We start from the raw sequence: 15,413 nt of genomic DNA, 5'->3' as shown, positions 1-15,413 counted from the left end.
ATGATTAAGCCTCTTGGTCGGCTTCTTTGTTTTGTTTAACAACACTTTTAGCTGTGTAATCTTTATATTTTTTGAATTCTTTTTTTCTAGCTTTTTCGGCTTCATCACGTAGTTTGTCTTCTTCTTTATGACGTTTCTCAATATTTTTTTGAAGCTTTTTGTCCATTTTTTTTGCTTCTTTACGATTTTCTTTTTCTAGCTTTTCACCTTTTTTCTCAGTTTTTTCATCGAGTTTACCAGGTGTTAAGCCAACTTTTTCTTCGTATTTCTGAGTTTTTTTCATATCTTTAATACGCTGTTTTTGGTTTTCTTCACGTAGTTTGTCTTCTTCTTTATGACGTTTTTCGATATTTTTTTGAAGCTTTTTATCCATTTTTTCAGCTTCTTTATGGTTTTGCTTAGCTAATTTTTCACCCTTTTTCTCAATGTAAGCAGGATCGTTTTCTTTTGCGAATTTTTTCAATTCGCGTTTATTATCGAATTCTTGTTTTTTGTCTCCAACATAGGCTTTTACGTCTGATGACTTATTAGAAATAGCAGATGTTGTTTTAGATGCAGCTCTTGAAGTTGCATCAGTCGCTTTTTTAACATCGGGATGTTCTTTTATCTTTTTACGTTCTACGACTAAAGGAACGATAATAATTGGTAAAACATTAATTGCTGTTTTGATGAGTTTCTTTTTGTCCATACTCGTTGCCTCCATTAAATTTACTATTTTTATCCATACCCTATGATACATGATAATAAACTAGAGATGCTAACAATAAAGAAGACTATTTTGGTAGTTTAATGAAATGATATTTTTCATTATTAACCATGGTATAAAAAAAGCCATCAAGTGATGTTGTGTCACTTAATGGCTAAATGTTTAATTTTAAATACCTTTACCGATTCCGAAACCGAAGTAAAGAATTGCAATAATAACTACTAAAATGATTCGATAAATGGCAAATGGTACTAATTTTACTTTATTAATTAAGTGTAAGAAAGTCTTGATAGCAATTAGTCCTACAATAAATGCTGCTAAGAATCCTAATAAATAGAATGGTATGTGTGCTAAGTGAATATATTCATAATGTTTTAATAATGATAAACCACTTGCTGCAAGCATAATTGGAACAGACATAATAAATGTAAAATCAGATGCTGCTTTGTGATTCATTTTCATTAAGACACCTGTTGAAATCGTTGATCCAGAACGACTAAAACCAGGCCACATTGCAATGGCTTGCGAAATACCGATTACAAATGCTTGGAAATAGTTAATTTGATCCACTGTTTGAGGATTGGTAACTTTTTCAGAATATTTATCAGCGATAATCATATAAATAGCACCTAGGAAAAGGCCAATCATAACTGTTGGAACACTGAATAAATATTTTTCTATTACATCGTCAAATAAGAAACCTAAAATACCTGCAGGAATCATACCAACTAATACATGTAATAAGTTTAGACGTTGAGGTTTAGAACGGCGTCCTGCTGTAGCATGTTGTTCAGGTTTATGTTTACCGATATGTAATAATTCAAAGAAACGTTCTCTAAACACCCATGCTGCTGCGAAAACTGAACCTAACTGAATCACGACTTTAAAAGTAAATGCAGATTGTTCACCTAAGAACTTTGTGGATTTCAACCACATATCGTCGACAAGAATCATATGACCTGTAGAAGAAACAGGTGCAAATTCGGTAAGGCCTTCCACAATACCTAAAATAAGACCCTTGATCAATTCAAGTAATAACATATTGTACCTACTTTCATTTATAAATGTTTTTTGATTACTATAAATTCACCATATTATCATAGCACACTCATTTCAACCCATGCTACTGTTAGTAATAACACTAGACCAAAGTATGAGAAAATCAAACGTCATAATATTGTCAAATGCACTATCGTTGTGCATATAACTACTAGACTTTATTATTGAGTCTATAACGAAATTTAGGTGATTAAATTGTGAAAAAATTAATGCAACTAGTATATAAATATAAAAGATATCCAGTTTTAATGCTTTTAGTATGTGCTACATTAGCTGTAACTGTGGTCGTACAAAATGTAGCAATAGCAGAATTCTTAAATAGTATGTTATTTAAAACTAAGCAATCGATTGGTTTTATTCTTACTATGATTATAATCGTACTTATGTTACGTGCGACTTTAAATTTTAGCAATCAATTATTAGGTGATCATCTCTCAAGTCATGTTAAACATGACTTGCGTCAACGTATGGTTCATATAGAATCAGAACGTCCTGTGGGTGAGCAGATGACATTAATAACAGAAACAATCGATGGAATTTCTCCGTTTTATCAAAGCTATTTACCGCAAGTATTTAAATCCATCATGATTCCTATGGCAATTATCATTGCTATGTTTTGGGTTCATCTGAATACAGCGTTAATTATGTTGGTAACAGCGCCATTTATTCCATTGTTTTATATCATTTTTGGTTTGAAAACACGTGATGAATCTAAAAATCAAATGACTTATTTAAATCAGTTTGGACAACGATTCCTTAATCTGACACAAGGTTTAATTACGTTGAAGTTATTTAATCGTACAAAGCATACGGAAAAACAAATCTATGAAGATAGCACTCATTTTAGAGATTTGACGATGAAAATATTAAGAAGTGCATTTTTATCGGGACTAATGCTAGAGTTTATTAGTTTGTTAGGTGTAGGTCTTGTTGCGTTAGAAGCAGCATTAAGCCTTGTTGTATTTCATACAATAGATTTTAAAACCGCGGCTATTACCATTATTTTAGCACCAGAATTTTACAATGCGATTAAAGACTTGGGCCAAGCATTCCATACTGGTAAACAAAGTGAAGGGGCAAGTGATGTGGTATTTGAATTTCTAGATCAGCCATCAAAGAATAAGCAATATGATTATAGCTATCAACAAGATCAAATACCGTTTATTCGGATAGATAACGTTTCATTTAAATATAATAATGAAATGGGACATGGATTTGCTATGAAACCTACTAATTTAGATATTTACGAACGTGAACATATCGCTCTAGTGGGGCCAAGTGGTGCTGGTAAAACGACATTATCTAAAATTATCACACGTACATTGGTACCTACGAATGGAGAAATAACATTTAAACATCAACATATGCGTATGGGGATATTAAGTCAAAAACCATATATTTTTACTGCATCAATTAAAGATAATATTTCGATGTTTAATGATATTGATGATGAAGTAATCGTTGATGTATTAGAAAAAGTACAGTTAAAAGAAAAAGTAATGTCATTACGAAATGGTATCCATACATTGATAGGTGATGGTGGAGAAACATTATCTGGTGGACAGATGAGAAGGATAGAATTATGTCGCTTGCTTGTGATGCAACCAGATTTAGTTGTACTTGATGAGCCGGCCACTGGATTAGATATTGAAACAGAACAAGTCATCCAAAGTGTGCTTGATGATTATTTCAAAGACACAACTCAATTAATTATAGCCCATCGAGATGCAACAATTAGAAAGGCAACGCGACGATTATATATGCAAGATGGTTGCATTATTAAAGATGATCAATTGATTTCAGTGAATAAAGAAGAAAATGGTGACGAATCATGAAATCACAAATACGATTTACAATAGATAAAGATTTAGTGATTGCAATTATAATAGGTATCATAGGAAGTTTAGTCGCCTTAGCGATGTTCTTTTTAAGTGGTTATATGGTGACACAAAGTGCATTAGGCGCTCCATTATATGCGTTGATGGTATTAGTCGTTTCTGTTAAATTATTTGGTTTTTTACGTGCCATTGCTAGATATTATGAAAGACTATATTCTCATCGAACGACATTCACTATGTTGAGAAACGTAAGAGTACAATTTTTTCAAGGTCTAGTTAAAGTAATACCAGACGTATATCGTAAGTTTAACTCGAGTGATTTAATTTCACGAATGGTAAGTAGAGTAGAAGCATTACAAAATATTTATTTACGAGTGTATTATCCACCGATAGTAATAGGAATGACAGCAATAATAGCAATGTGTGTTTACATCTTTCTATCACCTGCGCATGCAGCGTTAATTGCTGTGAGTATGATAATGACATTATGGGTCGTTCCTTTATTAAGTAGTAAAAGAGCACTAAAATTAAAACAAATTGTTAAAATTCAACAAAGCCAATTTTTAACTCGATTTTACGATTATCGCCAAGGTTATCAAGAATTACAACGATTTAATAAAGAAACGTCATTTAAAAATGATGTATTAGAACAATTGCAAACATTTGATCATTTACAAAAAAAGGAACAACGATTTTTAACTATATATGATTACATTCTCAATATTATTGCAATGGTGTCGATATTTAGCACGTTATACTTAGGTGCGATACAAATACAATCACAAACATTAGATGTGGTTTATTTAACAAGTATCGTACTAATGGTACTTACTTTATTTGAACAAGCTGTTCCTATGAGTAATGTTGCATATTATAAAGCAGATACAGACCAATCATTATATGATATTAATGAAGTGATTCAATACGACGATATAAAAAAAGTGAAAAATAGTCATGTAAATGACGAATCAGCACCTTTATTTGAATTGAACAATGTCACATTTAAGTATGAAAATCAAGAAACACCTGTATTAAATCGAATATCATTCAATGTGTATCAAGGTGAGAGAATAGCCATTATAGGTCCATCTGGAAGCGGCAAGAGTACACTGCTACAAGTCATGTTAGGATTATATCAAGTTCAAGAAGGGAGCGTTATTTATAACCAGTCTGATATCTTTCGAATAGAAGATGAATCTAAATACAGTGATATTAATGCATTGTTACAGTCCCAACAATTATTTGATGGCACTATAAAGGATAATTTACTAACAGATTGTAATGAGGATAAGATACAACATGTACTAAATTCGTTAGACTTATCTCATTTATCGTTGGAAGAATATATAACGATGGATGGAGAGACGTTATCAGGTGGGGAAATTCAACGATTAAGTATAGCTCGCTTATTGCTAAAAACAAAGGCTAAGATTTGGATGTTAGACGAACCAACGACTGGTCTAGATATTGAACATACAGTACAAATGATGCATTTACTACTTAAACAAGTTGAAACAATGATTGTATCTACACATGATTTACGTCTATTACCAGATTTTGATAGAATCATTGTCATGATAGATGGAGAAATCAAAGAACAAGGTAGCTATGAAACGTTAATTCAAAATAGAGGCTATTTATATCAAATGGAACAGTTGAATCAGTAACATAGGCATGACATGGTGTAGCAGAATACAAAAATGCTCTAAAATACTAAGAAGTACTTTAGAGCATTTTTATACTTTAAAAGTGTTAAAATCTAAACTTTAACTTTAAATTACCATGACAAAAGCTTAATTAATTATCTTTAGCTTCATTAAATGCATCGATGACTTTACCTAATAATCGGTTAAGTTCATCCACTTCTTCAAGTGATAATGATGATGCAGTTGCAACTTTTTCAGAAGCAGTGCTAAGTTCGGGTCTAATTTTTTCGCTTTTATCAGTCAAGTGAATAAATACTTCACGTTGATCGACTTCGGAACGTTCACGTTTGATTAAATCAACTTGTTCCATTCTTTTTAATAGTGGGGATACTGTACCAGTATCAAGTGCTAGTTCAGTCACAACCTTCTTAACGTTTACAGGTGACTCGTCCCATAAAATAGTTAATACAAGGAATTGTGGGTAAGTTAGATTGTACTTTTTAAAGACTTTGTTTGAGTAGTAGCGATTTACTTGTCTTTGAGCATTGTACAAACTAAAGCATAGTTGCTCTTTTAAATTATGTTGATCAGACATTAAAGTTCTCCTCCAGACATTCTATCCGTTTTTTTCTCTCTATTCGGATTGGAATCCGTCTATGTTGTGCGGAATATAATTCACAACACACTGTGATTCAATGTCATGCTAAAATTAAAGTATGTTTAAAGTTTAGAAGATATCTATCGTTAAATCAAGCAAAAAGATAATTTAATATTTATGTTATCATTTTTAAAAATACTTGTAATAGAAAAGGAATTTTACAATGAAAAATAATAATTTTAGAAAAATATCAATTTCTATCATTAGTGGTTTCCTAGGTAGTGGGAAAACCACGCTACTGACACATTATATTAGCGAATTATTAAAAATTGATGAGAAAATCAAAGTGATTATGAATGAATTTGGTTCATTTGATATCGATAGTCAAAATATAGACGCAAATATCGAAGTGCGATCAATCATCAATGGTTGTGTATGCTGCGACTTAAAGACAGATTTAATCACTCAAATTCAATCATTAATACAACAGGGTGATTGTAATCATATCATTATTGAGGCAACAGGAATTGCTAATCCTATAGAAATGATTGCCGCATGTCAAGATCCGACTATTATCGAATATATAAATATGCCTCAAATCATTAGTTTAGTGGATGCTGAACGATTTTTAAATAGGAATGATTACACTACATCTACTCAAACACTTATGGAAGAACAACTTGAAATAAGTGATTTATTAGTCGTTAATAAAACAGACTGCGTTGATTCTGAGAAATTACATAAAATTGAAGAAGAGTTGGTTCAAATTAATCCGCATGCGCCATATGTTTTAACAACATATGGACAATTTGATATCAAGTTATTAAATAATCCAACCATCGATAAAACTGTAAATCATAAACACCACCATCACCATGGTATTAAAAGCATGAAATATACATTTACAAGTCCCATTGATCGTCAGTTATTTTATCAATTTATAATGCAATTACCGAAAAACGTGATGAGACTTAAAGGCTATGTACAATTTAGAGATCAACCCAATGAAACCATTGAATTTCAATTGTCTTATGGATTGCCTGATTTCGGCCCAATCAATCAAGAATTGCCTTTAACAATTGTCATTATCGGAGAGCATATCGATATTAATCAACTCAGAAATAAATTGGATATGTTACAATTTACTTGATTTTAAATTCAACTGCTTCTAAATATACAGGATGAAATTACTAAATAATAAGGTCGTGATGATAATGGATAGAATAAAGATTAACCAGTACGTTGATTTTTCAAAAATGATTCAAGGATTTTGGAGAGCAAATGAATGGCAATATTCTGATCAAGAATTAAATCGTTTTATAAATCAACTTGTTGAACGTGGTATCACAACGATGGATCATGCCGATATTTATGGAGATTATCAATGTGAGTCTAGATTTGGTAGAGCATTACAGTTATCACCTAACTTACGTGATCAAATTCAAGTGGTATCTAAATGTGGCATTGTCTTACCTTCTGAAACTCAAACGTTTACTGATGGTCATCGTTATGACCATAGTCGTCAACATATTATTCAATCAGTCAATCATTCATTACAACGTTTGAATGTGGATTATTTAGATAGCTTATTAATTCATAGACCTTCACCATTAATGAATCCTGATGAAATTACGGATGCTGTAAAAGAACTTGTCGATGAAGGTAAAATCAAATCATTTGGTGTATCCAATTTTAATGAAACTCAGTATGATTTATTAAAACATAGCTTGAATCATGATAAATTGCATATTAGCATTAACCAACTAGAAGTGTCCCCATATCAAACAGACATTTTAAACAATGGTGTGATGGACAAAATGTATGAAAATCAAGTAAAAGTAATGGCTTGGAGTCCACTGGCAGGCGGTAAATTGTTTGATCCATCCGATGACAAAGCGAGCCGTGTGCGTACCATTATTGAACCTTTAGCACAAAAATACGAGGTTGATGACACGGCTATTATGATAGCTTGGTTGAATAAACATCCCAATGATATCATGCCGGTGTTAGGTACGCATAAAATTGAAAGAATTGATGCAGCTTTACCAGGATTATCTATTAATTTAACTGACCAAGAGTGGTTTGACATATACACTGCTGCAATGGGTCATGACATTTTATAAATAAAATGTTAGAAAGGATTTTATTAAATGAATAATGAAGATAGACATCAGAAACAACTTAAATTTGAACGCAATTTGATTATGATTCCTTATTTAATCTTTGCGATCATCGTACTCTTATGTAATATTTTTTACCCTGAGATAAAAGTAACAATGACGTTATTTGGATTGCTCTTTGCCTATAATTTAGGCTTACTATTTATCGCATTCATTCGTCATTTTAAACGTACGCTTATTTTAACTTTAGTATTAACAATATTAAGTGGTGCTGCTTTCTTTACACTATTATATGTGTTTGGAATCAACCATGAAATTTTTGGACAAATTAAAAAGTAAAATACCAATATTTAATGAAAAACTCTGTTATTTCAATGTTATAATTAATTTGAAATAGCGGAGTTTTTGTTTTTTATCAATTTATAAATGGGGAGTGTATCTGATGAATAAACGTAAAAAGATTTCTATTATCGGTGCTGGACAAACAGGTGCAACATTAGCTTTTATTTTAGCGAAAAATGAAAGCGCTGACATTGTTGTTGTAGATCGTCCACAATCTGAAAGTACAGTAAAAGGAAAAGCGTTAGACATTCAAGAAAGCGGGCCTATATTCAACTTTAATGTTGAAATTAAAGGTACTGCCGATTATTCAGAAACGAAAGACTCAGATATTGTAGTGATAACAGCAGGAATTGCTAGAAAACCAGGTATGAGTAGAGATGATTTAATACAAACAAACGAAGAAATTGTTCATTATAGTGCACAACAAATCGCCCAATATGCGCCCAATGCCATCATTATTGTATTAACTAATCCCGTTGATGCGATGACTTATTCAGCCTTAGTCGCATCTGGCTTCCCTAAACATAGAGTTTTGGGGCAATCAGGTGTATTAGATAGTGCCAGATATAAAACATTCATTGCTCAAGAGCTAGGAATTTCTGTTGAAGATGTACAAGGTTTAGTATTAGGTGGTCATGGAGATACAATGGTTCCATTAGTCAACTCAACTCAAATTAATGGAATTCCTTTAAAAGAACTACTTGATCAGCAAGTCATTGATCAAATTATTGATAGAACACGAAAAGGTGGAGCTGAAATCGTTCAACTGTTAGGAAATGGTTCAGCATATTATGCGCCTGCTGCTGCGATATATGAGATGATTGATGCTATTTTGAAAGACAAATGTCGTGTATTGGCAGCAATTACTTATCTTGAAGGCGAGTATGGCTATCGAGATATCTGCTTAGGGGTACCAATTAAACTAGGGCAAAATGGTGTAGAAGAAATATTAGAATTGAATTTAAGCCAAGAAGAGCAAAAGCAATTAGATACTTCAGCATTATCAGTTAAAAGTGTTAAAGAAGCACTTAATTATGGTTTTGAATAAAGCATTTAAGTCAAAAGATAAAACCTATCGTTTGCAATAAATTGAGTATATCTTTTTTAAATGATTTATTATTTAAAAGTGAGAATTATATGACTTTTGTAAGTAAATCGCATAGATAAAGCGCTTTCTTGATATAATTAGGGTGTAAGGTCAAGATAAAAAGGAGTCGGTGAATATGTCTAAAGGGAATCAAACTTCACAGGTAGTCAATAATCAAACTACCAAAAAAGAGAAAAAGGGGTATAAACCACTTTGGATTATCATTAGTTTTATCGTATTGATAGCCATATTGCTTTTACCTACACCCGCAGGCTTACCAGTGATGGCTAAAATGACTCTAGCGATACTAGCATTTGCTGTCATAATGTGGGTTACTGAAGCAGTGTCATACCCTGTTTCAGCAACATTGATTTTAGGACTGATAATTTTATTATTAGGATTCAGTCCAGTTCAAAATTTATCTGAGCAACTTGGTAATCCTAAAAATGGGAATGCCATTATTAAAGGCAGTGAAATATTAGGAACAAACAATGCTTTAACACTTGCGTTCAGTGGTTTTTCTACTTCAGCGGTAGCTTTAGTTGCAGCTGCATTATTTTTAGCAGCAGCGATGCAAGAGACTAACTTACACAAACGATTAGCATTATTAGTGTTATCTGTCGTGGGAAATAAAACTAAAAATATTGTCATAGGTGCAATACTCGTTTCAATTGTGCTTGCATTTTTTGTACCTTCTTCTACAGCTAGAGCGGGTGCAGTCGTACCAATATTATTAGGTATGATTGCAGCATTCAAAGTTTCTAAAGAGAGTAAGTTAGCATCATTATTAATTATAACGTCAGTACAAGCAGTTTCTATTTGGAATATTGGTATTAAAACAGCGGCAGCACAAAATATCGTTGCGATTAATTTTATCAATCAGAATTTAGGCCATGATGTATCATGGGGTGAATGGTTCATGTACGCCGCGCCATGGTCAGTTTTAATGTCTATCGCACTTTATTTTATTATGATCAAAGTGATGCCACCCGAACGTGAATCTATTGAAGGCGGAAAAGCATTAATTAAAAAAGAGTTAAACGATTTAGGACCAGTGAAACCGAGTGAATGGCGTTTAATCGTTATCTCTCTATTATTATTGGTATTTTGGTCAACTGAAAAAGTGTTACATCCAATTGATTCTGCATCAATTACATTAATTGCTTTAGGTATCATGCTCTTACCTAAAATTGGCGTTATTACCTGGAAAGGTGTAGAAAATAAAATCCCTTGGGGCACAATCATTGTATTTGGTGTTGGTATTTCACTAGGAAATGTATTATTAAAAACAGGAGCAGCACAATGGTTGAGTGATCAAACATTTGGTTTAATGGGGCTTAAAGGATTGCCGATTATTGCAACCATAGCACTGATTACTTTATTTAATATTTTAATTCATCTAGGATTTGCAAGTGCTACAAGCTTATCATCTGCACTTATTCCTGTCTTTATTTCATTAACATCAACATTACATCTTGGCGATCAATCTATCGGATTTGTTTTAATCCAACAATTTGTAATTAGCTTTGGATTCTTATTACCAGTAAGTGCACCACAAAACATGTTAGCGTATGGTACAGACGCATTTACAGTTAAAGATTTCTTGAAATCTGGTATACCATTAACGATAGTTGGCTATATATTAGTCATTATATTTAGTTTAACGTATTGGAAATGGTTAGGTTTAGTATAAATAATGAAAGTTAAATAGCTTGGCGGTCAAGGTGACCGTCGAGCTTTTTTTATGAATGAAATAGACGTTTTTAAATAAGAATTATGAACGATTTAGGTTAGATATTTATTTTTTTAGGATAAGGGTATAATTCAACAAAACAATGAATGTTAGGTGATTAAACAATGAAAGTTGGCGTGATATTAAATAGAGTATTTAGAATTCATCATAATCCGTTACTCGCTTATATTTGCAATCAATTAGGTAGTACAGATACATGTGTATTGATTATACCTAAAGAAAAGTTTGGTGATGAGGCACAATTAAAAGCATCATTTTATCATGGTACACTCAACGCTTTTATCAACACATTAAATCATTATCAAATTCAAACGAATGTAATGGATTATAATCATTTAATAGCGTTTTGTAAAAATCAACAATTAGACAAAGTTGTTATGGCAAGTGACATCATGAGTTATCATCATGAATCATATGACTATCCTCATCAAAAACAACGATTTCAAGAAGCTGGAATCAAAGTTGAAGCGCTTCGTGTACAACATTATTTTAGTCCACGTAAAACGTTTAACAATCAAGGGGAACCATATAAAGTGTTTACAAGTTTTTATAAAAAATGGCGACCATATGTAATAGAAAGACATAGAGCACATTATGAACTAAGTGATATTTCGAAAATAGTCGAGCCGGCATACGCCCCAACGCAAATTAATGATAGCCATAGTGGATTAACTGAAAAAGAAGTACAACAACAATGGCAAAGTTTTTTGAATAATGATATTCAAAATTATGAGTCAAATAGAGAGTATTTACCTGAAGTATTAACGAGTCAACTCAGTATTGCACTAGCTTACGGATTGATTGATATATTGCAAGTATTTAATGATTTATTACATGGTTATGAAAGCAACGAATCTAATTATGAAGCATTTATCAGAGAATTAATTTTTAGAGAATTCTATTATGTACTGATGACGCAATATCCAGAAACAGCCCATCAATCATTTAAAGAGAAGTATCGAAACATTGAATGGGTCAATGACAAGCAACAATTTGATCAATGGAAAAATGGTAAAACTGGATATCCTATTGTAGATGCAGCTATGCAAGAGCTAAATCAAACTGGATATATGCATAATCGAATGAGAATGGTGACATCACAATTTTTAACGAAAGATTTATTGATAGACTGGACATGGGGAGAAACTTATTTCAAAGATAAATTGATTGATTATGATAATGCGTCAAATGTGCATGGGTGGCAGTGGTCTGCTTCGACTGGGACAGATGCTGTTCCATATTTTAGAATGTTTAACCCTATTAAACAAAGTGAGCGATTTGATCCCAATGCACTATATATAAAACAATGGCTATCCACACTCAATCATGTAGATAGCCATCTATTACACGATACCCAAAAGCACATGCAATTATTGAAACAACAAGGTATTCAATTAGGTGTTGATTATCCTGAACCAATGGTTAACCACCAATACAGTCGTCAACGTGTGATGTCATTATTTAAAAGTTTGTGATAGATATGTAGTGCTAATGGAGGTTATTTGAATTGAGTTGTCTCAAAACGAATGACATATTTACTATTTAAGCCAAAACATGCAAACATATACAGCAACATATTCAAAAAAGGTTAAAATATACATATATTTTAATCGCAACTTAACACCAAGTGGGACGTCCCAATTTGGATATTTTCTTTCGAAATAAAAAGCTTGTAAAATAAACAAACCTATACCTAATGGTAAAAACATAAGACCGATACTTTTAGCATAGCTAAAACCGATATCATGCATAAAGTGACCTACAATGAGTTGTAGAATAATAATGATTGCTAATAAAATGATCAGATTTAACATCATTTTTGTAATCGAACTCCTTTTACAAATAAAATGATTGCTGACTGCATTAATACCATTAATAACACAAAGATAAATGTTTTTAGGTTAAATACACCTAGGACTTCATGGAATATTTTTAATGGTTCATTAATTAAATATACCGTATGAAGTCGTAAGAAGCGGCCCATATAAATACCTAAACCGTTTAAAAACATAAGAATAATAACTAATAGGCGATTAAGCCAGATGTGTTTGGTAAAATGTAGAATTTCCATAAAAATTAAGATCATGACATACATGGCTAAAAAGACGCCTAACATTAAATAAGTAAAGAATATCCATTCCTTTATATTCAATCCTACTAAGAAGTTGAATTGAAATTGATTTAAATGAATCAAATCAGTAATCATATAGAAGGTATTAGGTACAAGTAATAAAAAAATCATGCCAAATACAATAAATAAAGGCCATTCGAATTTTTTGATAGGTTTAAATAATTTTAATAATAAGCATAGTTCGAATGGTATATAAGCTAAAAATAAATTTAACGTCATAAAATTGAAAATCGTGGTTTCAAATAAAGATATAATAAACAGAATAATAAAATATATTCTAGCTATATAGCGAGGTTGCATCATTAACACTACTTTCATAACATACTTTGGTTGTCATTTGATTTAATACTTTCATCCGTTAAAATAAAATTGGACAACTGAGTTTTAATAATATCGTTCTGAGCAATAGTAATCAACCAAAAAAGTAAAAGCGGTAATAATTATCGTTTTAAATCATCTTTATATTTTATAGTAGAAATATTAATACGTCCGACTGTTAATTTGTTTTTAAATATATTACAATATATTGACTTTTAACGTATTGATGTAGTGAAAAGGTATGATGATATAGATACCAATATATGATAAATAAAGATATGTAAAATATAAGAGAGGGGGACATCGTTATGAGAAAACAATTATTTACACTCTACTTTAATATTTTCCTGATATTTCTAGGGATTGGACTGGTTATACCTGTGCTACCGGTTTATCTTAAAGATTTGGGCTTAAAAGGTAGTGATTTAGGTATACTAGTAGCTTCATTTGCATTAGCGCAAATGATTATTTCACCATTTGGTGGTAGGCTAGCTGATAAACTAGGTAAAAAATTAATAATATGTATTGGTCTTGTTTTATTTTCAATATCTGAGTTTATGTTTGCAGTAGGCCACTCATTTACAATTTTGGTTATTTCGCGTGTGTTAGGTGGCTTTAGTGCTGGTATGGTTATGCCAGGTGTAACAGGACTAATAGCTGATATCTCTCCGTCACAAGATAAAGCGAAGAACTTTGGTTACATGTCAGCAATCATTAATTCTGGTTTTATTTTAGGACCTGGTTTTGGCGGATTTTTAGCTGAGGTTTCCCATAGATTACCTTTCTATTTTGCAGGAGGGCTGGGGATTATTGCTTTTATTATGTCATTAATTGTGATTCACAATCCTAAGAAAATGACAACAGCAGGTTTCCCTCAATACGACCCAGAGCTCTTAACTAAAATTAATTGGAAGGTATTCTTAACACCGGTTATTTTGACTTTAGTGTTAGCATTTGGTTTGTCTGCATTTGAAACACTATTTTCACTATATACATCCGATAAAGCTGGCTATACGCCTAAAGATATTTCAATTGCTATCACAGGCGGGGGCATTTTTGGTGCCTTATTCCAAGTATTTTTCTTCGATAAATTCATGAAATTTACAACTGAATTGAATTTTATTGCATGGTCATTATTATATTCAGCAATTGTTTTAGTGATGTTGATTATCGCACAAGGTTATTGGACTATAATGCTCATTAGCTTTATCGTCTTTATTGGTTTCGACATGATTAGACCGGCGATTACTAACTATTTTTCTAATATTGCAGGTAATCGACAAGGCTTTGCAGGAGGACTAAACTCAACATTCACAAGTATGGGTAATTTTATGGGACCTCTAGTTGCTGGTACACTTTTTGATGTGAATATCGAGTTCCCATTGTATATGGCTATAGCGGTATCATTAAGTGGGATTGTCATTATATTTATTGAAAAAATGATAAGAACGCAATTAAATCGAAATTCAAAATGATAATAGACGCCATTCAGCGAAAACGTTGAATGGTTTTTATTTATTTTAAATATGAATACTTTGAAAAAGTACTAATATAACGTGACAAAACCCTTTAAATTTTTAATATTGTTTTCGAACGATTTTGAATGATTATGATACTTTTTCACTTAAAAAATTAGTTTAATGTATTAATTGAAGATAATTATTTCGTTTTTTAATGCTTTTATGTAACAAAAATAACAACTTCAGTAATATTACTGTTACAAATATTACAATCTATTTAAATTGTGACCCACATATCTAAAATTAAAAATTATTATGTTAAGATAGACAAAAATCGATTGAGAAATGTGGGTAA

The 15,413-nt window shown here is 31.7% G+C and carries 14 protein-coding genes; 9 read left to right on the top strand and 5 right to left on the bottom strand.

The genetic code is table 11. From position 1 onward, the window contains the following. Positions 1-4 precede the first annotated feature (4 nt). Entirely contained in the window at positions 5-688 is a 684-nt protein-coding gene (locus tag P7F85_RS10225) for a hypothetical protein (protein ID WP_002467158.1), read from the bottom strand. Positions 689-874: 186 nt separating this feature from the next. Next, on the bottom strand, positions 875-1,747 hold the full coding sequence (locus tag P7F85_RS10220; protein WP_002450985.1) for an undecaprenyl-diphosphate phosphatase: 873 nt from the start codon (positions 1,745-1,747) through the stop codon (positions 875-877). Positions 1,748-1,962: 215 nt separating this feature from the next. Here P7F85_RS10220 and P7F85_RS10215 point away from each other — a divergent pair, with 215 nt between their 5' ends. Both P7F85_RS10215 and P7F85_RS10210 read left to right on the top strand, forming a co-directional pair. After that, on the top strand, positions 1,963-3,600 hold the full coding sequence (locus tag P7F85_RS10215; RefSeq protein ID WP_002467155.1) for an ABC transporter ATP-binding protein/permease: 1,638 nt from the start codon (positions 1,963-1,965) through the stop codon (positions 3,598-3,600). Further along, positions 3,597-5,270 (top strand): amino acid ABC transporter ATP-binding/permease protein, encoded by a 1,674-nt coding sequence (locus P7F85_RS10210; RefSeq protein WP_002467146.1) that lies wholly within the window; start codon positions 3,597-3,599, stop codon positions 5,268-5,270. Before P7F85_RS10215 ends, P7F85_RS10210 begins: the two co-directional genes overlap by 4 nt. Before the next feature lie 130 nt (positions 5,271-5,400). Here P7F85_RS10210 and P7F85_RS10205 read toward each other — a convergent pair whose 3' ends face one another. Further along, the gene (locus P7F85_RS10205; protein WP_002467156.1) at positions 5,401-5,844 is read right to left on the bottom strand and encodes a MarR family winged helix-turn-helix transcriptional regulator; all 444 of its coding nucleotides are present in this window, start codon (positions 5,842-5,844) and stop codon (positions 5,401-5,403) included. Positions 5,845-6,070: 226 nt separating this feature from the next. Between P7F85_RS10205 and P7F85_RS10200 the strand changes: the two genes are divergently transcribed. From P7F85_RS10200 to P7F85_RS10175, 6 genes are all read left to right on the top strand, one after another. Continuing rightward, positions 6,071-6,997, top strand: coding sequence for a CobW family GTP-binding protein (locus P7F85_RS10200; protein WP_015365307.1), 927 nt, complete (start codon positions 6,071-6,073; stop codon positions 6,995-6,997). 64 nt (positions 6,998-7,061) lie between these two features. Next, positions 7,062-7,970, top strand: a complete 909-nt coding sequence (locus P7F85_RS10195) for an aldo/keto reductase (protein WP_002467157.1) — start codon at positions 7,062-7,064, stop codon at positions 7,968-7,970. A 27-nt stretch (positions 7,971-7,997) separates the two neighbouring features. Further along, positions 7,998-8,306: a hypothetical protein gene (locus tag P7F85_RS10190; RefSeq protein ID WP_002467144.1), complete on the top strand. Its 309-nt coding sequence runs from the start codon at positions 7,998-8,000 to the stop codon at positions 8,304-8,306. Between the two features lie 103 nt (positions 8,307-8,409). Then, positions 8,410-9,357, top strand: a complete 948-nt coding sequence (mdh, locus tag P7F85_RS10185; RefSeq protein WP_002467143.1) for a malate dehydrogenase — start codon at positions 8,410-8,412, stop codon at positions 9,355-9,357. Between the two features lie 175 nt (positions 9,358-9,532). Then, positions 9,533-11,089 carry an SLC13 family permease gene (locus tag P7F85_RS10180; RefSeq protein ID WP_002467159.1) on the top strand — a complete coding sequence of 519 codons (1,557 nt, stop codon included), beginning with the start codon at positions 9,533-9,535 and terminating at the stop codon, positions 11,087-11,089. Positions 11,090-11,253: 164 nt separating this feature from the next. Further along, positions 11,254-12,624: a cryptochrome/photolyase family protein gene (locus P7F85_RS10175; RefSeq protein ID WP_015365303.1), complete on the top strand. Its 1,371-nt coding sequence runs from the start codon at positions 11,254-11,256 to the stop codon at positions 12,622-12,624. 63 nt (positions 12,625-12,687) lie between these two features. On the opposite strand, the gene P7F85_RS10170 is transcribed toward P7F85_RS10175, so the two are convergent. Continuing rightward, a complete protein-coding gene (locus P7F85_RS10170) occupies positions 12,688-12,966 on the bottom strand; it encodes a hypothetical protein (RefSeq protein WP_002467148.1) in 279 nt (92 codons plus the stop codon). Continuing rightward, entirely contained in the window at positions 12,963-13,580 is a 618-nt protein-coding gene (locus tag P7F85_RS10165) for a DUF1361 domain-containing protein (RefSeq protein WP_015365302.1), read from the bottom strand. The genes P7F85_RS10170 and P7F85_RS10165 overlap by 4 nt, the downstream gene beginning before the upstream one ends. A 326-nt stretch (positions 13,581-13,906) precedes the next feature. Between P7F85_RS10165 and norA the strand changes: the two genes are divergently transcribed. After that, positions 13,907-15,073: a multidrug efflux MFS transporter NorA gene (gene norA / locus P7F85_RS10160; RefSeq protein WP_046464285.1), complete on the top strand. Its 1,167-nt coding sequence runs from the start codon at positions 13,907-13,909 to the stop codon at positions 15,071-15,073. Positions 15,074-15,413: the final 340 nt, after the last annotated feature.

The sequence above is a fragment of the Staphylococcus sp. aM genome, from assembly GCF_052975125.1.
Note: the sequence above shows the minus strand (reverse complement) of the source record. Positions and strands in the feature narration are given on the sequence as shown.